Here is a 22,692-nt window from a genome sequence, read left to right as displayed (position 1 = left end):
CCACAGCAGGGCTTCACGATCGTGCCCGAGCTGGGGGCGGGCGGTACCGGTGGCGGGCCGGGGTCCACCCGTTCGGCTCAGCGGGCGGCGCCGTTCACCGCTCCGACGTGGGGTCGAGCACGTGCGCCAGGGCCGGGAGCAGCCCGTCCAGGGCGGCCGGGAACCCTCGCTCGGAGGGGGCGGCGAAGCCGATCAGCAGGCCCTCCGGGCGTCCGGCCGGGTCGTGGTGGAGCTCGGTGAGTCCGCGCAGGGCGATGCCCCGGCGGGCGCAGGCGGTCAGCGCCGCCGGCTCGCCGGGCCCTTCGGCGGGGAGGGTGAGCAGGGTGTGCAGGCCGGCGGGGACGCCGTGGGCGGTGAGCGCGGGAACGGCGGCCAGCCGGTCGAGGAGGATTTCGCGGCGCCGGCGGTAGCGCATCCGGGCGGCCCGGACGTGGCGCTCGTAGGCGTGGGTGGCGATCAGGTCCGCGAGGACGAGCTGGCCCAGCGTCTCGGTGTACAGGTCGTCCTCCGCCTTGGCCCGGACGACGTCCGCCACCAGGGCGCGCGGCAGGACCAGCCAGGCCAGCCGGAGCGCGGGCCCGAGGGTCTTGGAGGCGGTGCCGCAGTAGACGACCTGCTCGGGGGCCGCGCCCTGGAGGGCCCCGACCGGCCGGCGGTCGTAGCGGAACTCGCCGTCGTAGTCGTCCTCGACGACCGGGCCGCCGGTGGCCCGCGCCCACCCGAGGAGCTGTTGGCGGCGGCGCGGGTGCAGCGGCACCCCGGTCGGGTACTGGTGCGAGGGGGTCAGCAGGACGGCGTCGGTCTGCCGGTCCAGTTCCTCGACGCGGGCGCCGTGCGCGTCGACGGGCAGTGCGGCGGCCGTGAGCCCGGCCCTGCGGATCACGCCGCGGTGGAGGTTGTGGCCCGGGTCCTCGGTGGCGACGGTGCCGGCGCCGCGTGCCCGCAGTACGGCGGCGAGCAGGCCGAGGGACTGGTAGAAGCCGGACGTGATCACCACCCGGTCGGCGGTGGTGATCACGCCGCGGGTCCGGCCGAGGTGGTCGGCGAGCGCGGTGCGCAGCTCGATCCGGCCCTGGGGGTCGGCGGCGCCGAAGACCTCCGGACGGGCGCGGTCCAGCACCCGGCGGGTGGCGGCGAGCCAGGCCCTGGTCGGGAAGGAGCTGACGTCGGGTCGGCCGGGGCGCAGGTCGTGGACGGGCTGCGCGGGGTCCGTGGCGGCCGGGGGTGCGGGGGCGGGCGCGGCCGGCGGCAGGTCGGCGACGGTGGTCCCGGAGCCGGGGCGGGTGGTCAGGTAGCCCTCCTCGACCAGCTGGTCGTAGGCGGCGGTCACGGTGCCCCGGGCGAGTCCGAGTTCCCCGGCGAGCCCGCGGGTGGACGGCAGCGGGGTGCCGGCGGCCAGCCGGCCCGTGCGGACGGCCTCGCGCAGGGCGTTCTCGACCGCGGTCCGCCGCCCGCCCGCCGGGTCCAGGTCGAGGTGGAGGTCCGGACCGGAACTGGACCAGGGATTCGGCATGGAACCGGATCTTAACGCTGGTCCGGTCGCCCTCGTAGGTTCGTCCCGGGGCCTGGAGCCCGGCCGTACGACGAAGGGATTCGGCAGTGATCGTGATCGCCCACCTCAGCGACATCCACCTGGACGGCGGCCGGCGCGCCGAGGAGCGCACCCGGGCGGTGCTGGCGTACCTGGAGGGGCTGCCGTACGAGCTCGCCGCGGTGCTGGTCACCGGTGACATCGCCGACCACGGGCTGCCCGCCGAGTACGAGCAGGCGCGGCGGCTGCTGGTCTCGCGGCACCCGGTGCTGGTCCTCCCCGGCAACCACGACCACCGGGCCGCGTTCCGCGGCGTCCTGCTGGGGCAGGCCGGTTCGGCCGAGCCGGTCAACCGGGTGCACCGGGGCGACGGGTTCGTGATCGCGCTGTGCGACTCGTCCGTACCGGGGAAGGACCACGGGCTGCTGGACGACCGGACGCTGGCCTGGCTGGAGGGGGAGCTCGTCGGCACCCCCGACGGGGTGCCCGTGCTGGTCGCCTTCCACCACCCGCCGGCCCTGCTGCACGAGCCGTTCATCGACGGCATCCGGCAGTTCGGCGAGGACCGGCTCGCCGAACTGGCGCGGCGCCGCCCCGGGATCGCCGGGTTCCTGTGCGGTCACGCGCACACTCCGGCCGCGACCACGTTCGCGGGGCGGCCGCTGCTGGTGGCCCCCGGGGTCACCTCGACGCTGCGGCTGCCCTGGGAGCGGCGCGCCCACCCGGAGGACTTCGTCCACCTCGATCTGCCGCCGGCGCTCGCCTTCCACGTACTGTCCGGGGACGGGCGGCTGACCACGCACTTCCGGACGGTCCCGGTCTGACCGGCCCTGGGGCGTCCGCCCCCGACGAACGCGGCCCGGGGTGGGCGGTCCGGCGCAGCAACTCGGCGCGGTCGAAAGCCGTCCGAGGCGGCTTACCTGCCCAGGTTCCGCCCGGCGCGATTCACTAAACCGGTCTAGCGACCGGGGGCCGCCCTGCGGGCTAGACTCCGGTGTCAGGACGCCGGCACCGGCGCCCCCGGCGGCGGACGGGCGAACCCCGGCCGCGCCCCCACCCGACCGCCCCGGCCGGCCCGCCGCGCCCGAACCCTCGGCGGGCCGGCCTTCCGGCAGCGACCAGCGCCCGTGTGCACGGGCAGAGGAGCCGCGTCCGTGTCCAGACCGACGATCGCCGACATCGCCCGCCGGGCGGGGGTCTCCAAGGGCGCCGTCTCGTTCGCGCTGAACGGGCGGCCCGGCGTCAGCGAGACCACCAGGGAGCGGATCCTGCAGGTCGCCGAGGAGATGAACTGGCGCCCGCACAGTGCGGCCCGGGCACTCGGCGGCGCCAGGGCCGGGGCGGTCGGGCTGGTGCTCGCCAGGCCGGCCCGGACGATCGGCGTCGAGCCCTTCTTCGCCCAGCTGCTGTCCGGCCTGCAGGCCGGGCTGTCGGCCCACGCCGTCGCGCTGCAGCTGATGGTGGTGGAGGACACCGCCGCCGAGGTGGAGGTGTACCGCAGGTGGGCCTCCGAGCACCGGGTGGACGGTTTCATCCTGGTCGACCTGCAGCTGCGCGACCCGCGGATCGAGGTGCTGGAGGAGCTCGGCCTGCCCAGCGTGGTGCTGGGCGGCCCGGGCCGGCACGGCACGCTGCCGAGCGTCTGGGCCGACGACCGTGAGGCGATGCTGTCGATCGTCGACTACCTCGCGGCGCTCGGCCACCGCCGGATCGCCCACCTCGCCGGGCTGCCCGCCTTCCAGCACACCCAGCGCCGGATCCGCGCGCTGCGGGACGCCTCGCGCCGGCTCGGCCTGGAGGACGCGGTGTCGGTGCCCACCGACTTCAGCGACGCGGAGGGCGCCGCGGCCACCCGGACGCTGCTGACCCGGGCCCGGCGGCCCACCGCGATCGTCTACGACAGCGACGTGATGGCGGTGGCCGGGCTGGGGGTGGCCGCCGAGATGGGCGTGTCGGTGCCCGGCGAGCTGTCCATCGTCTCCTTCGACGACTCGGTGCTCGCCCGGATCGTCCACCCCGCGCTCACCGCGCTCTCCCGGGACACCTTCGCGCTCGGCGAGCAGGTCGCCGGCGCGCTGCTGCGCGCGGTCGCCGATCCTTCGTCCGCCGAGGACCTCAAGACGCCGACGCCGCGCCTCACCGTCCGGGAGAGCACCGCCCCGCCCGGTCTTGGCAGGCCCACTAAATCGGTTTAGGCTCCGAGCAGGCGAACGGTGAAGGAGCCGGCCCCGACCGGAACGCCGCACCGCGCCGTACGCACGTCGGGGCCCGCGCGGGCCCCGACCGGCTGCAGGAGGACGCGCGTGACGACGCAGCACCCGGGCACCGACCGGCTCCGGTTCGGCGCCGACTACGTGCCCTCCTCGGGCTGGCTCTCCAGCTGGCTGGACTTCTCCGCGGACACCGCGCGCCGCGACTTCGAGGACCTGGCCGGCCTCGGCCTGGACCACGTCCGGGTCTTCCCGATCTGGCCCTGGATCCAGCCGAACCGCTCCCTGATCCGCCGCCAGGGCATCGACGACCTGCTCGAACTCATCGACATCGCAGCCGAGTTCGACCTGGACGTGGCGGTCGACCTGCTCCAGGGCCACCTCTCCAGCTTCGACTTCCTGCCGTCCTGGGTACTCACCTGGCACCAGCGCAGCGTCTTCACCGACGAACTCGTCCGCTCCGGGCTGAGAGCCTACGTGGACCAGGTCTGCCGGGCCGCCGCCACCCGGGAGAACGTCTTCGCGGTCACCCTCGGCAACGAGGTCGACCACCTCCGGCCCGCCGACCCGACCGGCGCCGCCACCACCGCCACCTGGGCGGCCGAGCTGCTGGCCGCCGCCCGGACGGCCGCCCCCCGCCTGCTCGGCCTCTACTCCCTGCACGACGCGGCCTGGTACGCGGGCGGCCACCCCTTCCACCCCACCGACGCCGGCGGCCTGGGCGACCTGACCACCGTCCACTCCCGGGTGTTCGACGCCGTCCCCGCGCCGGGCCGCCCGCCCGGCCCGGCCACCACCTCGCACGCCGACTACCTGGTGGAACTCGCCGCGGCCGGCTCGGCCGACCCGCTGCGCCCGGTGTGGCTGCAGGAGGTCGGCGCGCCCCGGCCGGAAGTACCCGCGGCGGAGGCGGCCGCCTCCGCCCGTCGGATGATCGACCAGGTCGCGCCCAATCCCGCGCTCTGGGGCGTCACCTGGTGGTGCTCGCACGACACCGACCGCCGGCAGGCCGACCTCGCCGACCGGGAGTACGACCGCGGCCTGTTCACCGTCGACCACCGGCGCAAGCCGCTGGCCGCCCAACTCGCCGCCGCCATCGGGGAACTGCGCGGCCCGCGGACGTCCGCCGGAGACCGTCCCGCGCTGGTCTGCGACGTCGACCTGCACTCCCGGCCCGAACGCCGGGCCGAGGTCGCCCCCGGCAGCGCCTTCCACACCGAGTGGGTACGGCTGCGCCAGGCCGGCCCGCTCGCCGTCGTCCCCGCGCACCGCGCCGACGACGACGCCTACCTGGCCGCCCGGCGGATCGGCACCGTGCTCGCCCGCACCTGACCGCACCGCCCGCACCGCACCGCCGGGAACGCCACCGCCCGCATGCACGAGTTCGAGGCCCGGGCCCGTGACAGCGCGCCCGCCCACCCGACCGAGAGGAAGTCCGCCCGTGCCGGTCACCATCAGCGCAGTCGAGAGCACCGACCTGTTCGTGGGGTCCGAGGAGGCACCCCGTCAGGTGCTCCGGGTGACCCTCGACGGCCCGCCCACCCCGATCACCGTCACCGGGCCGGGAGTCGAGGGGGCGGCGACCGGTACGGGGGTGGTCGAGGTGCCCCTCACCGTCGCCGACCCGGTGGCCGGCACCACGCGCCCGATCACCGTCACGGCCGGCCCGGCCCTGGCGCAGGCCCGGCTCGACGTGGCCGAGCCCGGCTGGACGATGTACCTGGTCTCGCACTTCCACTACGACCCGGTCTGGTGGAACACCCAGGCCGCGTACACCTCCCCCTGGGAACTGCTCTCCGGTGACGCCACCACCCGGCCGCTGTGGGAGCGCAACGGCTTCGCCCTGGTCGACATCCACCTCGACCTGGCGCTGCGCGACCCGGTCTACAAGTTCGTGCTGGCCGAGATCGACTACCTCAAGCCGTACTTCGACCAGCACCCCGAACGCCGGGCCGACCTGCGCCGGCTGCTGGCGAGCGGCCAGGTCGAGCTGGTCGGCGGCACCTACAACGAGCCCAACACCAACCTCACCGGCGCCGAGACCACCATCCGCAACCTGGTCTACGGCATCGGCTACCAGCGCGACATCCTCGGCGGCGACCCGCAGACCGCCTGGCAGCTCGACGTGTTCGGCCACGACCCGCAGTTCCCCGGCTACCTGGCCGACGCGGGCCTCACCGGCAGCGCCTGGGCCCGCGGCCCGTTCCACCAGTGGGGGCCGATCCAGAAGAACTTCCGCGAGGCCAAGGACGACGCGACCCTGATGCAGTTCCCCAGCGAGTTCGAGTGGCTGTCGCCCTCGGGTCACGGGGTGCTGACGCACTACATGGCGCACCACTACTCGGCCGGCTGGTGGATGGACTCCTCGCCCGACCTCGCCTCCGCCGAGCAGGCCGTCTACGAGCTCTACCGCAAGATCAAGCCGGTCGGCGCCACCAGGAACCTGCTGCTGCCGGTCGGCACCGACTACACCCCGCCGAACAAGTGGGTCACCGCCGTCCACCGCTCCTGGGCCGCCAAGTACGTGTGGCCGCGGTTCGTCTGCGGCACCCCGCACGAGTTCCTCACCGCCGTCCGCGCCGAACTGGCCGCCACCGGGCGTCGCCCGAGCCCGCAGACCCGCGACATGAACCCGGTCTACACCGGCAAGGACGTCTCCTACATCGACACCAAGCAGGCCCAACGGGCCGCCGAGGTCGCCGCGGTGGACGCCGAGAAGCTCGCCACCCTGGCCGCCCTGCAGGGCCTGGGCCGCTACCCGGACGCGGCCCTCGACAAGGTCTGGCGCCAACTCGCCTACGGCGCCCACCACGACGCGATCACCGGCTCCGAGTCCGACCAGGTCTACATCGACCTGCTCAGCGGCTGGCGCGAGGCGCACGACCTGGCCGCCGAGGTCCGCGACACCGCCCTGGACGCGCTGGTCGCCCGGATCGACACCACCGGCGAGGGCACCGCCGTCGTCGTCGCCAACACGCTCTCCTTCGAGCGGACGGCCCTGACCGCCGTCCGCCTGCCGGAGGGCGCGCAGGGCGCCCGGGTGCTGGCAGACACCGGCGCCGAGGTGCCCAGCGCCGTCGACCGCGGCACCCTGTGGTTCCTCGCCGAGGACGTCCCGGCCCTCGGCTGGCGCAGCTGGCGGCTGCTCGACGCGCCGCCCGCGCCGCTGTGGTCCGCCGCCGACAGGCTCACCGCCGAGAACGGCCGCTACCTGGTCACCGCCGACCCGGTCCGCGGCGGCGCCCTGGCCTCCGTCCGGGACAAGGCGCACGGACGCGAGCTGATCCGGGACGGCCAGGTCGGCAACGAGCTGCGGGTGTACGCGGAGTACCCGCAGCACCCCGACTTCGGCGAGGGCCCGTGGCACCTCGTCCCCAAGGGCCCGGTCACCGGTGCCTCGGCGACACCCGCGACCGTCCGCCGCGAGACCGGTCCGCTCGGCGAGCGCCTGGTGGTCACCGGCACGGTCGACGGCATCGGGTACGAGCAGACGGTGACCCTCTGGCACGGCGTCGACCGCGTCGACTGCCGGACCAGGGTGGTGGACTACGCCGGCGCCGACCGCCTGCTGCGGCTGCGGTTCCCGGTCGACCTGCCCGGCGCACTGCCCGTCAGCGAGGTGGCCGACGCCGTGGTCGGGCGCGGCTTCGCGCTGCCCGACGTGGACGCCGCCGAGGCGCCGTGGACACTCGACAACCCCGCAAACACCTGGTTCGGCCTCGGCTCCACCGCCCGGATCTCGCTCACCGACCCGGCCGGCGAGGCGCTCGGCGACCGGGCCCTGGGCGTCGCCGAGGTGGTCGTGCCCGACCTGGCCTCGGCCGCCGACGCCCGCGACCTGGTGGTGGCCCTGGCCCGGGTCGGGGTGACCGCGACCACCGGCAGCGCCGACCGGGCCCGCTACGGCTGGCTGGACGTCGACTCCAACCTGCCGGACTTCCGGATCGTGCTCGGCGGCCCGGAGACCAACGCCGCGGCCCGCGAGGTACTGGAGCGGGCCGGCGCGGAGTACGCGGCGGCGCTGGCCGCGCACGGCCGGGTCTGGGTCCCCGCCGACAAGCCCCTGCACGAGGTCTGGCAGCCCAACGCCGACCTGCGCGACCTGCGGGCCCTGCCCGCCCTGGTGGTCACCGACCCGGCGGGGCTCGCCGAGGACCTCGCCGACTCCGTGGTGCACGCCGTCTGCCCGGGGCGGCTGCCCGCCTCCGAGCAGCTCACCGACCACACCGTCGCCCTGCTCACCTACGGCCTGCCCGGCTTCGCGGTGGACCCGACCGGCGCCCTGCACCTGTCGCTGATGCGCTCCTGCACCGGCTGGCCCTCCGGGGTCTGGATCGACCCGCCGCAGCGCACCCTGCCGGACGGATCCTCCTTCCAACTCCAGCACTGGACCCATGAGTTCTGCTACTCGCTGGTGTCCGGGGACGGCGACTGGCGGGCCCTGACCCTCCCGGCCCAGGGCCAGGAGTTCAACCACCCGCTGCTCCCGCGCCTGGCCCCCGCCCGCCCGGGGACCCTGCCCGCCACCCGCGCCTGGCTGCGGGTCGAGCCGGCCCGGGAGGTGCTGCTGGGCACCCTCAAGCCGACCGGAAACCCGATCGCGCACGGCTCCGCCGCCGTCGCCGACCCAGCCGCCGGGGTCACCCTGCGGCTGGTCGAGTCGACCGGTCTCGGCCGCACCGCCAGCCTCAGCGGCGCGCTGCGGCTGACCGCGCCGCACCGCGCCGACCTGCTGGAGCGGCCCGTCACCGCACTCGGCGAGGGCATCGAGCTGGCCGGCTCCGAGGTCACCACCGTGACGGCCCGCCCCGACCGGGCCCGTTCGGACGGGCCACCGCTCGGACCGACCGCCGAGGCCGCCCAGCCCGTGCACGCCCGCTACTGGCTGCACAACCGCGGCCCCGCGCCGATGGGCTACCTCCCGGTGTCGGTCGGCGTCTCCCCCGGACTGCTGCGGACCGGCGGCGAGCCGGTCGCGCTGTCCGCGGTCCTCGCCTCGCACCTGCTGGACGCCGAGGTCGAGGGCACCGCCGACGTCCTGGCGCCGGAAGGCTGGGCGGTGAGCGTGCGCCGCCGCCCGTACCGGCTGGCGGCGTCAGGGCAGCTGCGGTTCCCGGTCACCCTCACGCCGCCCGCCGGGGTCGAGCCCGGGCTGTACTTCGCCGCGGTGCGGATCGGGTACGGCGGGCAGCAGGTCGAGGACGTGGCCACCGTCGCGGTCGGGGAGCTCCCCGCGCTGCTCCCGGCGCCCGGTGACATCCCCGAGGACTGGACCGCCGCACAGGGCACCAAGTCCGCCGCCGCGCGGGAGACCGGACTGTCGGTGACGGCCACGGCCGCGTCGGTACGGATCCGGCCCGGCGGCCGGGCCTCGCTGCGCCTGGTGCTCACCAACCGCACCCGGGGCGAGATCCGGGGCGAACTCCAGGTGGTCGCGCCCTGGGGGATCTGGGAGACCGTCGCCGCCCCGGTCCGCGGCTTCAGTGTGGCCGCCGGGACCGAACAGACCGTCACCTTCGACCTGGCGGCCCCGCCGGACGCCGAACCCGGCGCGTACTGGGCGCTCACCAAGGTGATGTGGTTCGGCCGCTGCCAGTACTCGCCGACCGTCGAACTGGTGGTGGCGCCGTGAGTCACGGGCAGCACCACCACAGCCACCCGCGCCCCGACGTCCTCGGCCTGCTCGACGGCCGGCCGCTCGCCCGGACGGAGCTGGACCGCCGGCTGGCGGCGTTGCGCGAGGGTCCGCGCTCGGCCGCGCTGCCGGTCGCCGGCAGCCCCGAGGACCGCCAGCTGACCCGCTGGGTCGCCCAGGTGGTCCTCACCGAGGAACTGTGCGCGGCCGAGGCCGCCGAACGCGGCCTGGACTGCTCGGACCCGGCCCCCGTCCGGCTGGACCAACGGGCCGCCGTCGAACTCGGCTCCATCACCGCCGCCGCCTACGAGGGCAGCCCCGCCGTCCGCGCGGTCTACCGGGCCGTCACCGCCGACACCACGCCCGACCCCGAGCACCGCCGCGCCGAACCCACGGACCCGGTCGGCGAGGTCTGGCACCTCGCCACCCCCGACGGCGAGTTCGAGGCCGACCCGGACACCCTGCCGACCGCCCTGGCCGCCGCGCTGCGGGCCACCCCGCCCGGCCGGCCGGCCACGGCGGGCGGCTGGAGCGCCACCCTGCTCGGCCGCCGCACCGCACGGGCGCACCCCGACGAACCCGGCGACCGGCTGCTGGACTCCGCCCGCCGGACCGCCTTCGCCCACTGGCTCGACCACACCCGGGCCGCCCGCCTCACCCTCGTCCCCGGTCTCGAACATCCCGGTGACCCCGCCCAGCCCGACAACCACCACCGGCACTGACGGTTGCACAGGGATTTTCCGACGCCCCGTCAGAATCGCTCTGTGCACCCTGGAAATACCCCTCACCGACGCCGCAAGCCGGGCAAACCGACCACTCCGCAATCACAATCACGCATCGCCCGGAAAACCAACTTGACCCCCCGTTTGACCAGGCCATAGGTTCACCCCGCTCAGCAGCCATGAAAATAGGAGCAGCACGGTGGACTGGTACCTCGCAGTACTCAAGAACTACGTCGGATTCAGCGGCCGTGCGCGCCGCAAGGAATTCTGGATGTTCGCCCTCGTCAACGCCGTCATCGCGATCGTCCTGGCGATCGTCGACGGTGTCGCCGGCACCTCCGGCCTGCTCGGCGGCGTCTACGCGCTGGCGGTGCTGCTCCCCGCGATCGCCGTCGGCATCCGCCGCCTGCACGACACCGGCCGCTCCGGCTGGTGGCTGCTCATCGCGCTGATCCCGCTCGTCGGCCCGATCATCCTGCTCGTCTTCAACGCGAGCGAGGGCCAGCCGGCCGACAACCAGTACGGCCCCAACCCGAAGCTCGCGGAAGCGGCTCAGGTCTGAGACCACCGGTGAAATCCGGGCCCGGCCGAAATGGCCGGGCCCGGATTTTCGTCTCCCGGTGCGGGCGGCTCGGAGATGCCGGGTGAATTCCGCACCCGACGATCCGTCACCCCGTTTTCCCGCTGTTCACTTTTCCGAATCCACCCCCACCGTGAGAAGCGACTAACCGTCAGCTCCGAACCGGTAGTCGGGAAGGTCGATGCCCCCCGCCTTGGCGAACTGCGCGGCGAGCAGGTTCCGCATCGGCCAGCGGTTCATCGAACGCATCGACGCCGCCCGCAGCCTGATCGCGAGCGCACTGGACGGGGCGTACCCCGCGGCGCCGCCGGGCGGCAGTTGCTGCGCCTGTCCGACGTACGGGCGCATCGCCTCGTCGTACCTGCGGAGGGCGGTCCGGTGGTCGCCGTCTGCCGCGGCCAGCTCCCCGGCCAGCACATAGGCGCCGACCAGCGCCAGGCTCGTGCCCAGCCCGGTGAGCGGCGTGGGGCAGTAGCCCGCGTCGCCGAGCAGCACCGCCCTGCCGCGCGACCACCGGTCCAGTCGCACCTGCCCCATGGAGTCGAAGAAGAAGTCGGAGCTAGTGCGCATCTGCGCCAGCAGGCGTGGGACCTGCCAGCCGGCGACGCCCGCGAAGCGGCTCGTCACCAGGTCCATCTGCGCGGCGACGTCGCGGCGGTCGTACCTGACGGACGGCGCACGGAAGCTCAGGCCGGCCTTGACCTCGCCGGGGGCGCGGCCGGGCCGGGCCGAGGCGACCAGCCCTCCGGGCGCGTTGTACATCTGGAACCAGCCGTCGAGGTCCGGCCCGCCGGTGACGGTGAACCACGCGGTGTGGACGTCCAGGGGCCGGACGGACTCCGACTCCGGGCCGAAGGCGAGGGCGCGGACCGCGGAGTGCAGGCCGTCCGCACCCACGACCAGGCCGAAGCGGCGCGGGGCGGCCTTCTCGAAGGCGACGGTCACTCCCTCGTCGTCCTCGTCGAGCGCCGTGACGGTGTCGTCGAAGAGGTACTCGACCTCGTCCGCGGTCGCCTCGTACAGGAGTCGGCCGAGGTCGCCGCGGAGGATCTCGATCTCGGAGACGATGCCCTCCCCGCCGAAGCTGTCCGCGGTCATCCGGGCGGTGATCCGCCCGGTCGCGTCGACCAGCACCAGGCCGCGCTGGTCGACGCTCACCGCCCGGGCCCGGTCCATCAGGCCCATCCGCTCGATCACGGTACGGCCGGCTCCGCGCAGGTCGACGGTCTGGCCGCCCGGCCGCGGAGCGGGTGCGCGCTCGACGACGGTGACGGCGAAGCCCGCCCTGCGTAGCCAGTACGCCAGCGCCGGGCCTGCGACGCCGGCGCCGGAGATGAGTATGTCGGTGTTCCCCATGACCCAGAATGTACGACGTACGCATTCGGCATGCAAGCCCTAACTACCGCTGCCACCAGTGGTTTTGCCACCTGGTGCACTAGTGCTGGCCGTAGTTCTCCACACCGTCTCGCCCGGTGGGTCGGGCGATCCCCGCCGCCCGACGGCTAGAGTGGCGACTCCGAGGTGCACTAGTGCGGTGGAGGGTGTCGTGGGCCGGCAGGGAGTGTCCCGCTGCGATCAGATCGTCGCCGAGCTGCGACAGCGGATCGACACCGGCGAGCTGGCGCCGGGCGACCGCGTGCCCTCGACCCGGGAGATCACCCGCCGGTGGGGGGTGGCGATGGCCACCGCCACCAAGGTGCTCAACGAACTCCGGCAGGACGGACTGGTCCGCGCGGTACCGGGCGTCGGCACCGTCGTCGCCGCCGCGCGCCCGGTACGCGCCGAGCCGACCCGCCGGAAGCCCGCACCCGACCAGGCCCTCACCCTCGACCGGATCGTCACCGCGGCCGTGGCGGTCGCGGACGCCGAAGGGCTCGCCGCGGTCTCGATGCGCCGGGTCGCCGCCGAACTCGGGGTGGCCACCATGTCGCTGTACCGGCACGTGGCGGACAAGGACGAGCTGCTGACCAGGATGATGGACGCGGTCTGCTCCACCTGGTCGTTCCCCGCGCAGCCGCCGCAGGACTGGCGGGCCCGACTGGAACTCGCCGCCGGCATCCTGTGGGCCACCTTCCGCCGGCACCCGTGGCTGGCACCGGCGATGTCGCTGACCCGGCCTCAGCCGCTGCCCGGCGCGGCGCCCTTCACCGAATGGGTGCTCGCCTCGCTGGACGGTCTCGGCCTGGACCTTTCCACCCGCTTCACCGCCCACCTCGTGCTGCTCAACTACATCCGCGGCACCGCGGTCAACCTGGAGTCGGAGGCCGAGGCCGAGGCACTCAGCGGTCTGGACAGCGAACAGTGGATGGACAGCCAGGAGCCGGCCCTCCGGGCACTCCTGGCCACCGGCCGGTTCCCCGGCCTGGCCCGGATCACCACCACCGGCTACGACTTCGACCTCGACCGGCTCTTCGAGTTCGGCCTGCAGCGCATCCTGGACGGCATCGCCGCGCTCGTCCGGGCGCAGCGGCCCTGAGCGGAAATGCCGTTGCGCGGGCCGCACGGAGTTGTCAGGGTACGGGCGTCACGCCAGCAGCCGAGAGGAACCCATGCCGTCACCGTCCGGATTCAGCTACGACCAGCGCCCCGACGGAACCGTCGTGGTGTGGCACCACGGCAAGGTGGCGGCGAAGCTGCGCGGCCCGCGCGCCGCGGAGTTCGTCGACGAGGCCGAGTCGGGTGACGCGCAGCTGGTGATGGCGCGCTGGACGGGCCACTACAAGCACGGCAACGAGCGGACCGCCAGGCAGCACCCGCGCAACCGCCGCTGAGCACCCCGCCCACCCGGAGCGGTCACGGCCCGAGCAGCTCCGCCAGGTCGTACGAGACCGGCTCGGCCAGCTGCTCGTACGTGCAGCCGCGCGGCTCACGGTCGGGGCGCCAGTGACGGAACTGCGTGGTGTGGCGGAAGCGGCTGCCCTCCATGTGGTCGTAGGCCACCTCGCAGACCCGCTCGGGGCGCAGCGGTACCCAGGAGAGATCCTTCTTGCCGGTCCAGCGGCTCTGTCCGCCGGGCAGCCGGGACGAGGCCTGGGCGCTCTCGTCCGTCCAGGCGGCCCAGGGGTGGCCGGCGAAGCTGTCCATCCGGAGTTCCCGCAGCTCCTCGACGAGTTCGCGGCGGCGCGCCATCGGGAACGAGGCGCAGACCCCGACGTGCTGGAGCCGGCCGTCGTCGTCGTAGAGGCCGAGCAGCAGCGAGCCGACCACCGGTCCGCTCTTGTGCTCGCGGTAGCCGGCGAGCACGCAGTCGGCGGTGCGCTGGTGCTTGACCTTGAACATGGTCCGCTCGCCCGGCCGGTAGGGCTGGTCGAGGGGCTTGGCGACGACGCCGTCCAGCCCGGCGCCCTCGAACCGGGTGAACCAGGTGCGGGCGAGCTCCAGGTCGGTGGTGGCGGGCGCCAGGTGCACCGGCGGGGCGGCGCCGGCCAGCGCCCCGGTCAGGGCGGCCCGGCGGTCGGCGAGCGGCAGCGCGTCGAGGGCCCGGTCGCCGAGGGCGAGCAGGTCGAAGGCGAGGAAGGAGGCCGGGGTGCGCTCGGCCAGCGTCCGGACCCGGGAGGCGGCGGGGTGGATGCGTTCCAGCAGCTCCTCGAAGCGCAGCCGGCCGTCCCGGGCGATCACGATCTCGCCGTCCACCACACAGCGCTCCGGCAGCTCGCGCAGGCAGGCCTCCACCACCTCGGGGAAGTACCTGGTGAGCGGCTTGCCGGTGCGGCTGCCGAGCTCGACCTCGGCGCCGTCGCGGAAGACGATCGCCCGGAAGCCGTCCCATTTGGCCTCGTACTGCATGCCCGGCGGGATCTCGGCGACCGACTTGGCGAGCATCGGCGACACGGGCGGCATCACGGGTAGCTGCATGCTCCGATGGTGGCCGTCCGCCCGGGCGTCCGCGCGGCGGCGCCGCCCGGACGGCCTACCGGCGCCCGGGCCCGGCCCGGCACCGCCGGGGCTGGTGCACGCCACCCACTGGTCGATCGCCGAGGCCGGCGACCAGCTGGGCGCCATCGGCCTGCGGTCCGCCACCTCGGGCGGCCGCGGTGTGCCGGGCCCGAGGTGCGAACCGTCCGGGACGCCCTAGCGTGGGCTGCATGGCAGGAGCTGTGGAGCTGGAGGTGGACGGCCGGGCGGTGCGGCTGTCCAACCCGGACAAGGTGTACTACCCGGAGCGGGGCTACACCAAGCTGGACATCGCGAACTACTACCTCGCCGTCGCGCCCGGGGTGCTGCGCGGCCTGCGCGACCGGCCGACCACACTGCAGCGGTTCCCGGACGGCGTCGAGGGCGAGTTCTTCTACCAGAAGCGCGCCCCGAAGGGGCTGCCGGAGTGGCTGCCGACGGCCCGGATCGCCTTCCCGAGCGGCCGGACGGCGGACGAGATCTGCCCGAACGAGCCGGCCGCCGTCCTGTGGGCCGCCAACCTGGGCTGCCTGACCTTCCACCCGTGGCCGGTCCGCCGCAGCGACACCGAGCACCCGGACGAGCTGCGCATCGACCTGGACCCGCAGCCCGGCACCGACTTCCACGACGCCGTCGCCGCCGCCCAGGAGCTGCGCGGTCTGCTGGAGGAGTACGGGCTGCGCGGCTGGCCGAAGACCTCCGGCGGGCGGGGGCTGCACGTGTACGTGCCGCTGGAGCCGCGCTGGACCTTCACCGACTGCCGGCACGCGGTGATCGCGCTCGGCCGGGCGCTGGAGCGGCGGATGCCCGGGAAGGTCACCACGGCGTGGTGGAAGGAGGAGCGCGGCGAGCGGATCTTCGTGGACTACAACCAGATGGCCCGCGACCGCACCATCGCCTCGCCGTACTCACTGCGGCCCCGCCCGGAGGCCACCGCCTCCACCCCGCTGCGCTGGGAGGAGCTGGGCGAGGTGAAGCCGACCGACTTCGACCTGCGGACGGTGCCCGAGCGCTTCGCCGACCTCGGCGACCTGCACGCGGACATCGAGGAGCACGCCTTCTCACTGGACCGGGTGCTGGAGCTGTACCACGAGCAGGACCAGGGCGACCTGCCGTACCCGCCGGACCACCCGAAGATGCCGGGCGAGCCGGCCCGGGTCCAGCCGAGCCGGGCGCGCAAGGAGAGCTGACCCGGCCGGGCCTGGCGGGGTCGGCTTCCGTCGGTCCCGGTCAGGCGGCGTCGGTGTCGGTGTCGGAGTCGGGCAGCCAGTCGCGTTCCGGATCGAACTCCAGCCACCGGCTGCGGCGGGCAAGCTGTGCGAACGCCTCTGCCAGGGAGGAGAGTTCGGGGTGCTCATGGGCGCCTGACCAGACCAGTGACCAGGCGTACAGCGGGGTCGGGGCGACCAGGGGGACGAAGCGGATGCCGGGCTCCCGGGCGGGCGCCGCGTCGGCCGGGAAGAGCGAGAACGCCGAGGGGTCCGCGCGGATCGCGGCCAGGAACGGCGCGAGGCCCAGGTTGGGGCCACCGACCCGGCGGGCGATCCCGAACCGGTCGGCGAACCGGGTGAGGAAGTCGAGCCGTTCCACCTCCGCCGGGTACCGCAGCGCGCTGTCGCGCAGGTCCGTGGGGCGCAGCTCGCGGGCACCGGCGAGCGGGTGATCGGCGCTCAGGATGGCGTCGACCGGTTCGAGCCGGACCAGCCGGTGGGCGAGGTCGGTGACGGCCCCGCCGCGCGGGGCCGGCACGCGGCCGAGCCCGGCAGCAACCTCGCCGCGCCGCAGGGCGTCCGCCACGGCGGGAAAGTCGCGCCCGGCCCCCGGGGCGACATCGAGCTCCGGGGCGGCGGCGACCACCTCGGCGAGGGTCCGCATCGGCGCGTACAGATGACCCCAGACGTCGATCCGCAGCTGTCGCCGGGTGCCACGGGCGGCGGCCACCGCGAGGTCGCCGGCGGTCAGGGCGCGCCGGGCCGGTTCGAGCAGCCGCCGGCCGGCGTCGGTCAGACGGACGCCGGTGCTGCTGCCGCGGTCGAACAGGCGGACGGCGAGCCGCACCTCCAGCCGGGCGATCCGCTTGGACAGGGCCTGCTGGGTGATCCCGAGCCGGTCGGCGGCCCGGCCGAAGTGCAGGAGCCCGGCGACCGCGGCGAACGCGCGCAGCTGCGCGAGGTCAAGATCCATGCTGCCCAGCCTAGGTGACAACGCACGGTTGTCACGGGTGGTCAGGTGATTGTTGGACCCTCCGGTGCGGTCCGCGGTCTGCTGGCCCCGTCACCACTCGTCGCCCCGCCAGAGAGGCTGCCCGATGAAGGCGCTCCTGCCCACCGGCCAATTCGACCGGCCCGTCGCCCTCGGCGACGCCCCGCACCCCCGGCCACGACCCGACGAGGCGCTGATCAAGGTCGAGGCGTTCTCGGTCAACCGCGGCGAGACCTTCCAGCTGGAGCACCCCGCGCCCGGCTGGCGGCCCGGCAAGGACATCGCGGGGCTGGTCGTGCAGCAGGCCGCCGACGGCTCCGGGCCCGCGACCGGCCGCCGCGTGGTCGGACACCCGCCCTCCGCAGGCTGGGCCGAGTATGCGGCCGTGCCCACCGACGCCCTCGCCGAACTGCCCGACGACCTCCCCACCGCGCAGGCCGCGGCGCTGCCGCTGGCCGGGTTGACCGCACTGCGCCTGCTGCGCACCGCCGGCTCCGTCCTCGGCAGGCGGCTGCTGCTCACCGGTGCCTCCGGCGGCGTCGGCCACTACCTCACCGAACTCGCCGCCGGGGCGGGCGCCGAGGTCACGGCCGTCACCGCCTCCCCCGAACGCGGCCGGCGCCTCGCCGAGCTGGGCGCCGCCCGGGTGGTCCACGACCTCGCGGACGCGACCGGCCCGTACGACCTCGTCCTGGAGTCGACCGGCGGTGCCGCGCTGCCGCTCGCGCTGGCCCGGCTGGGCCGCCGCTCCACACTGATCTGGTTCGGCCAGGCCAGCCGCACGCCGGTCACCCTCGACTTCTTCGACTTCTTCGCCGGTCCCGAGTCCGCGACCCTGCGGCACTTCCACTACCTGGACTCCGACACCGGTCTCGGCACGGACCTGGCCACCCTGGTCGGGCTGGTCGCCGCCGGACGGCTGCACCCGGAGATCGGCCGCACCGCCGACTGGGCGGACACCGCGCGCACGCTCGTGGACGTACGCGAGCGGCGGGTGCGCGGCAACGCCGTCCTCACCGTCTCCTGAGCCCGCCTCCCCCGCCTCGCGGCCTGACGGCCCGTCCGACGCGAGTCGGGTCGGGTCGGGGCAGGCGGATCAGCTCAGCCGGTGCCGCGGCCGGCCTCCGGTGCGGGCCACCCCGAGGTCGCGGCGGCCGCGGTGGCGCGAACGCCCTTGCGGGGTGGACGCGGTGAGGACCGCGGCGAGGACCATCGGAGCCAGCAGCAGGACCATGACGAGATTCATCGGTACCTCTCTTCTGTGCGCATCCGTGATCCACGTCTGCCCCCGGATCCGGCACGTATACGCAACGTCCCCTGATCGGCGGAGCCGACGGCGGTCACGATCCGGAGCAGTCGCCCTGATCCGGGCGGCGGGGCTCTGCCAGAATCGACCGCGGACGATCGACGACGGGGAGGACCGGTGCAGACACTGGGGCAGTTGCTGGCCGCGCCCACCGACAGGTGGCCGGTGAGGGCCGGGACGGTGCTGGTCCTGGTGCTGGTGCTGGTGCGCCGTGACGGCTGAGCAGGAGGCGCGGCTGGTCCGCCGGTTCGGCCCGTCCGCGCTCGGGTGGTACCGGGAGCTGCCCGGGCTGGTGGCCGAGCTGGCCGGCCGCTGGGGCGTGCGGGTGCTGGACGCCCGCGGCGGCGGGACCGCCGTGGTGTACCGCTGCGAGCGGGAGTCCGACGCCGCTGCGGTCTGGCTCAAGCTGACACCCGATCCGCTGATCGCCCGGCAGGAGGCGGCAGCGCTGCGGGCCTGGACCGCGGTGCCGTCGGTGGTCGGGCTGCTCGCGGACGAGCCGGCCGTCGGCGCCCTGCTACTGGCGGGGGTCGAGCCGGGCACGGCACTGCGCGGCAGGTCGTGGCGACCGGCCGAGGCGGGGCGGCTGCTGACGGAGCTCCGGACCCCGGTGGAGCTGCCGTCGGGGCTGCCCCGGCTCGCCGAGCGGACCGGCCTGATCTTCGACCTGGCCCGGCGGCGGGACGTCCCGGTGCCCGAGCACTGTCGGCGGGCCGCCCGGGAACTGGCCGGCACCGGACCGGTGGGGCTGGTGCACGGGGATCTGCACACGGCCAACGTCCTGGTCGGCGGGCCCGGCCTGGTGGCGATCGACCCACGGCCCTGCCTGGGCGACCCGGACTTCGACCTGGTCGACTGGGCCTTCGACGGCGTCGCCGATCCGGCCGGACTGACCGGCCGGATCGAGGAGTTGACCCTGCTGGTACCCGGGTCGGACGGCGAGCGGCTGCTGGCCTGGTGCCGGGCGCTGGCCCCCCTGCTGCTGGCCCCGGACCGCGACGACCCGCTGGCCCGGCACCTCGGGCTGGGCGGGGGCCGGTGCTCCGACTGAGCCGCCGGCGGCGGCCCGGGGCGGCGGGGGCGGCCCGGGGCGGCGGGGCGGCCTGAGGGCCGTGCCCGCCGCCGCGGGCAGGGGGTGCGGGTCAGGCGAGGCTGTCGTCGATGAAGGCGAACAGCTCCTCGTCGGAGGCCGCGTCCAGGGTGTCGACGTCGACCAGGTCGGCGGCCGTCCCCGCGCCGCCGACGGTGGGCGCGGAGGTCTCGGCCCAGTGGGCGGCCAGGGCCTGCAGGCGCATCTGGACCCGGGCCCGGGTGACGCCGTCCGGGGTGGTCGCCGCCATCGCGGCTTCCAGCCGGTCGATGCCGGCGAGCACGGTGGCGCCCGGGTCGGCACCGTCCGGGGCCAGTTCACGGCGGATGTGGGCGGCGAGTGCGGCCGGGGTCGGCTGGTCGTAGACCACCGAGGCGGGCAGGACCAGGCCGGTGACCTCGGACAGGCGGTTGCGCATGTTTACCGCGGTGAGCGAGTCGAGGCCGAGGTCTCGGAACGCCTGCGCCGGGTCGACCTCCTCCGGGCCGGGATAGCCGAGCACGGCGGCCACCTCGGCCCGGACGAGCGCGAGGACGGTGCTGTCGCGCTCCGGCTCCGGAAGCGCGGCCAGCCGATGCGCCAGGGCGGGAACCTCGGCCGGGCTCTCGGGCGCCGCGACCGGTTCCGGCCGCTCGGCGGGAGCCGGGTGCTGCGCGGCCTGCTGCCGGAACCAGGCGGCCAGCGCGGGCAGGGCCGCGGCGAGCGGCTGGTCGCCGTCGAGCTCGACCAACTCGGCTAGCGCGTCGACGTCCTCCTGCTGGACGGCTGCCCAGAACGCGGCGTCCACACCGGTGCCGGTCGGCTCCTCGGCGGCGGCCTCGGGCCAGTAGCGGCGCCGCTGGAACGGGTAGGTCGGAAGGTCCACCCGCCGCGCGCCGGTGCCTGCGAAGTACGCCGGCCAGTCGACGGCCGCCCCGCGCGTCTGGGCGGTGCCGAGGGCCGCGATCACGGCCTGCGTCTCGGGTCGGCCGGCGCGCAGGGTTGCAACGAAGGCGGCGTCCGGTGCGGAGTCCTGGCCCATCGCGGAGAGCACACCGTCCGGGCCCAGCTCGACGAAGGTGCGTACACCGTCGGCTGCCAGGGTCTGCACGGCGTCGGCGAAGCGGACGGCCTCGCGGACGTGCCGCACCCAGTACTCGGGGTCGGTGAGCTCGGCCGACGCGAGCGCACCGGTGAGGGTGGAGACGATCGGGATGCGCGGCGCCTCGAACGTCAACTGCTCTGCCACCGTGCGGAATTCCGCCAGCATGGCGGCCATCAGCGGTGAGTGGAAGGCGTGGCTGACGGTGAGCCGCCTGGTCTTGCGGCCCTGGGCGTCCCAGTCGGCGGCCAGCTCCAGCACCGCCTGCTCGTCGCCCGAAACCACCACCGACGTCGGCCCGTTGACCGCGGCGATCCCGACACCGTCGGTCAGCAGTGGCAGCACCTCGCCCTCGGCGGCCTGGATCGCGACCATCGCCCCGCCGCGCGGCAGCGCCTGCATCAGCCGGCCACGCGCCGCCACCAGCTTCGCCGCGTCCGCCAGCGACAGCACCCCCGCGACGTGCGCGGCGGCCAGCTCGCCGATCGAGTGGCCGGCCAGGAAGTCCGGCCGCACACCCCAGGTTTCGAGCAGGCGGAACAGCGCCACCTCCAGCGCGAACAGCGCCGGCTGCGTGAAGCCCGTCTCGTTCACCAGCTCCGCGTCCGCGATCGCCTCGCGCAACGGCCGCTCCAGGTGCCGGTCCAGCTCCGCGCAGACCTCGTCGAACGCCGCCGCGAACGCGGGGAACGCCGTGGACAACTCCTCACCCATGGCGACCTGTTGGCTGCCCTGGCCGGTGAACAGGAACGCCAGTCGGCCCTCGGTGACCGTGCCCCGGACGAGCTGCGCCGCGGCGGAGCCCTCGGCGAGGGCGTCCAGGGCTGCCAGCAGCTCCGCATCGTCGGCGGCCACCACCACGGCCCGGTGGTCGAGCGCCGCCCGGGTGGTGGCGAGCGAGTGGGCGAGATCGTGCGGCGCGGGCCCGGTCGGGTCGGACAGCAGCTCGCGCAGCTGGACGGCCCGGGCGCGCAGCGCCGCCTCGTTCTTGCCGGAGAGCAGCCACGGGAGCGGGGCGGGGACGGCCGGCCGGTCCGGGGCGGGCGCGTCGGTGTCGTGCGGCCGGTCCTCGGCCGGGGCCTGTTCGAGGACGGCGTGCGCGTTGGTGCCGCTGATGCCGAACGAGGAGACGGCCGCGCGGCGCGGGCGGCCGGTCTCCGGCCAGTCCCGGTTCTCGGTGAGGAGCTCCACCGCGCCGGCCGTCCAGTCGACGTGCGGGGAGGGCTCGTCCACGTGCAGGGTCTGCGGCAGCACACCGTGGCGCATCGCCATCACCATCTTGATCACACCGGCGACGCCCGCGGCCGCCTGGGTGTGGCCGATGTTCGACTTCACCGACCCCAGGTAGGCCGGGCGGCCCTCGGCGCGGCCCCGGCCGTAGGCGGCGAGCAGCGCCTGCGCCTCGATCGGGTCGCCGAGGGTGGTGCCGGTGCCGTGCCCCTCGACGGCGTCGATCTGGTCGGGCGTCAGCCGGGCCGCGGCCAGCGCCTGCTGGATGACCCGGCGCTGCGCCGGGCCGTTGGGGGCGGTGAGGCCGTTGGACGCGCCGTCCTGGTTGACCGCGCTGCCGGGGACCAGCGCCAGCACGCGGTGCCCGTTGCGGCGCGCGTCGGAGAGCCGCTCGACCAGCAGCAGGCCGACGCCCTCCGCCATGTTGGTGCCGTCCGCCGCACCGGCGAAGGACTTGCAGCGGCCGTCGGCGGCCAGGCCGCGCTGGCGGCTGAACTCGATCAGCGTGCCGGGGTTGGGCATCACGGTGATGCCGCCGGCCACCGCGAGGGTGCAGTCCCCGGCGCGCAGCGCCTGGGCCGCGAGGTGCAGGGCGACCAGCGAGGAGGAGCAGGCGGTGTCGACGGTGACCGCGGGCCCCTCCAGGCCGAAGGCGTAGGAGAGCCGGCCGGACATCACGCTGGCGGTGTTGCCGGTGCCCAGGTGGCCCTCGAAGCTCTCGGCGGCCCGCACCAGCACCGGTACGTAGTCCTGGCCGTTGGTGCCGACGAACACTCCGGTGCGGCTGCCCGCCAGGGACAGCGGGTCGATGCCGGCCCGCTCGAAGACCTCCCAGGTGGTCTCCAGCAGCAGGCGCTGCTGCGGGTCCATGGCGAGCGCCTCGCGCGGCGAGATGCCGAACAGGGCCGCGTCGAAGTGCCCGGCGTCGTGCAGGAAGCCGCCCTCACGGGTGTAGGCGGTGCCCTCGGCGTCGGGGTCGTCGCTGTAGAGCGCCTCGGTGTCCCAGCCCCGGTCGCCGGGGAAACCGGAGATCGCGTCGCCGCCGGTGGACACCAGCCGCCACAGGTCCTCGGGGGTGTCGACGCCGCCCGGGAAGCGGCAGCTCATCCCGACGATCGCGACCGGCTCGTGGGCCCGCTCGTCGAGGTCCCGCAGCCGGGTGTGGGCCTCGTCGAGCTCCTTCAGGACACGCTTGAGGTATTCGCGGAGCT

At 75.1% G+C, this 22,692-nt stretch carries 17 protein-coding genes; 11 read left to right on the top strand and 6 right to left on the bottom strand.

The features are described 5' to 3' along the window. Nucleotides 1-94: 94 nt before the first annotated feature. The gene (locus OG871_RS33455) at nt 95-1,513 is read right to left on the bottom strand and encodes a PLP-dependent aminotransferase family protein (protein WP_371501942.1); all 1,419 of its coding nucleotides are present in this window, start codon (nt 1,511-1,513) and stop codon (nt 95-97) included. 86 nt (nt 1,514-1,599) lie between these two features. On the opposite strand from OG871_RS33455, the gene OG871_RS33450 reads away from it, so the two are divergent. From OG871_RS33450 to OG871_RS33425, 6 genes are all read left to right on the top strand, one after another. Then, complete coding sequence (locus OG871_RS33450) at nt 1,600-2,355, top strand: metallophosphoesterase (protein WP_371501941.1); 756 nt, start codon at nt 1,600-1,602, stop codon at nt 2,353-2,355. A gap of 330 nt (nt 2,356-2,685) precedes the next feature. Then, complete coding sequence (locus OG871_RS33445) at nt 2,686-3,726, top strand: LacI family DNA-binding transcriptional regulator (protein WP_371501940.1); 1,041 nt, start codon at nt 2,686-2,688, stop codon at nt 3,724-3,726. A 108-nt stretch (nt 3,727-3,834) separates the two neighbouring features. Then, nucleotides 3,835-5,073: a glycosyl hydrolase gene (locus OG871_RS33440; protein ID WP_371501938.1), complete on the top strand. Its 1,239-nt coding sequence runs from the start codon at nt 3,835-3,837 to the stop codon at nt 5,071-5,073. Between the two features lie 109 nt (nt 5,074-5,182). Further along, on the top strand, nt 5,183-9,373 hold the full coding sequence (locus OG871_RS33435; RefSeq protein WP_371501937.1) for a glycoside hydrolase family 38 C-terminal domain-containing protein: 4,191 nt from the start codon (nt 5,183-5,185) through the stop codon (nt 9,371-9,373). Next, nucleotides 9,370-10,098 (top strand): hypothetical protein, encoded by a 729-nt coding sequence (locus tag OG871_RS33430; RefSeq protein ID WP_371501936.1) that lies wholly within the window; start codon nt 9,370-9,372, stop codon nt 10,096-10,098. Before OG871_RS33435 ends, OG871_RS33430 begins: the two co-directional genes overlap by 4 nt. Before the next feature lie 199 nt (nt 10,099-10,297). Beyond that, nucleotides 10,298-10,660: a DUF805 domain-containing protein gene (locus tag OG871_RS33425; RefSeq protein WP_371501935.1), complete on the top strand. Its 363-nt coding sequence runs from the start codon at nt 10,298-10,300 to the stop codon at nt 10,658-10,660. A gap of 162 nt (nt 10,661-10,822) precedes the next feature. Here OG871_RS33425 and OG871_RS33420 read toward each other — a convergent pair whose 3' ends face one another. Then, nucleotides 10,823-12,034 carry an FAD-dependent monooxygenase gene (locus OG871_RS33420; RefSeq protein WP_371501934.1) on the bottom strand — a complete coding sequence of 404 codons (1,212 nt, stop codon included), beginning with the start codon at nt 12,032-12,034 and terminating at the stop codon, nt 10,823-10,825. A gap of 190 nt (nt 12,035-12,224) precedes the next feature. On the opposite strand from OG871_RS33420, the gene OG871_RS33415 reads away from it, so the two are divergent. Together OG871_RS33415 and OG871_RS33410 are read left to right on the top strand one after the other, a co-directional pair. Then, nucleotides 12,225-13,154: a TetR/AcrR family transcriptional regulator C-terminal domain-containing protein gene (locus OG871_RS33415; RefSeq protein WP_371501933.1), complete on the top strand. Its 930-nt coding sequence runs from the start codon at nt 12,225-12,227 to the stop codon at nt 13,152-13,154. Nucleotides 13,155-13,227: 73 nt separating this feature from the next. After that, the gene (locus tag OG871_RS33410; RefSeq protein ID WP_371501932.1) at nt 13,228-13,449 is read left to right on the top strand and encodes a hypothetical protein; all 222 of its coding nucleotides are present in this window, start codon (nt 13,228-13,230) and stop codon (nt 13,447-13,449) included. A 22-nt stretch (nt 13,450-13,471) separates the two neighbouring features. Here the strand turns inward: OG871_RS33410 and OG871_RS33405 are convergent, their stop codons facing one another. After that, entirely contained in the window at nt 13,472-14,533 is a 1,062-nt protein-coding gene (locus tag OG871_RS33405) for an ATP-dependent DNA ligase (RefSeq protein WP_371501931.1), read from the bottom strand. A 230-nt stretch (nt 14,534-14,763) separates the two neighbouring features. Here OG871_RS33405 and ligD point away from each other — a divergent pair, with 230 nt between their 5' ends. Beyond that, nucleotides 14,764-15,762: a non-homologous end-joining DNA ligase gene (gene ligD, locus OG871_RS33400; RefSeq protein ID WP_371501929.1), complete on the top strand. Its 999-nt coding sequence runs from the start codon at nt 14,764-14,766 to the stop codon at nt 15,760-15,762. Nucleotides 15,763-15,802: 40 nt separating this feature from the next. On the opposite strand, the gene OG871_RS33395 is transcribed toward ligD, so the two are convergent. Beyond that, a complete protein-coding gene (locus OG871_RS33395) occupies nt 15,803-16,756 on the bottom strand; it encodes a LysR family transcriptional regulator (protein WP_371501928.1) in 954 nt (317 codons plus the stop codon). A gap of 124 nt (nt 16,757-16,880) precedes the next feature. Between OG871_RS33395 and OG871_RS33390 the strand changes: the two genes are divergently transcribed. Further along, a complete protein-coding gene (locus tag OG871_RS33390; protein WP_371501926.1) occupies nt 16,881-17,801 on the top strand; it encodes a zinc-binding dehydrogenase in 921 nt (306 codons plus the stop codon). A 69-nt stretch (nt 17,802-17,870) separates the two neighbouring features. On the opposite strand, the gene OG871_RS33385 is transcribed toward OG871_RS33390, so the two are convergent. Next, nucleotides 17,871-18,020: a hypothetical protein gene (locus tag OG871_RS33385; RefSeq protein ID WP_371501925.1), complete on the bottom strand. Its 150-nt coding sequence runs from the start codon at nt 18,018-18,020 to the stop codon at nt 17,871-17,873. A gap of 271 nt (nt 18,021-18,291) precedes the next feature. On the opposite strand from OG871_RS33385, the gene OG871_RS33380 reads away from it, so the two are divergent. After that, complete coding sequence (locus OG871_RS33380) at nt 18,292-19,131, top strand: aminoglycoside phosphotransferase family protein (protein WP_371501923.1); 840 nt, start codon at nt 18,292-18,294, stop codon at nt 19,129-19,131. A 91-nt stretch (nt 19,132-19,222) separates the two neighbouring features. On the opposite strand, the gene OG871_RS33375 is transcribed toward OG871_RS33380, so the two are convergent. Continuing rightward, nucleotides 19,223-22,666 carry a type I polyketide synthase gene (locus OG871_RS33375; protein WP_371503492.1) on the bottom strand — a complete coding sequence of 1,148 codons (3,444 nt, stop codon included), beginning with the start codon at nt 22,664-22,666 and terminating at the stop codon, nt 19,223-19,225. Nucleotides 22,667-22,692: the final 26 nt, after the last annotated feature.

The organism is Kitasatospora sp. NBC_00374 (assembly GCF_041434935.1).
Taxonomy (GTDB): domain Bacteria; phylum Actinomycetota; class Actinomycetes; order Streptomycetales; family Streptomycetaceae; genus Kitasatospora.
The sequence above is the reverse complement of the archived record's forward strand: the minus strand, read 5'-3'. Positions and strand labels throughout refer to the sequence as shown.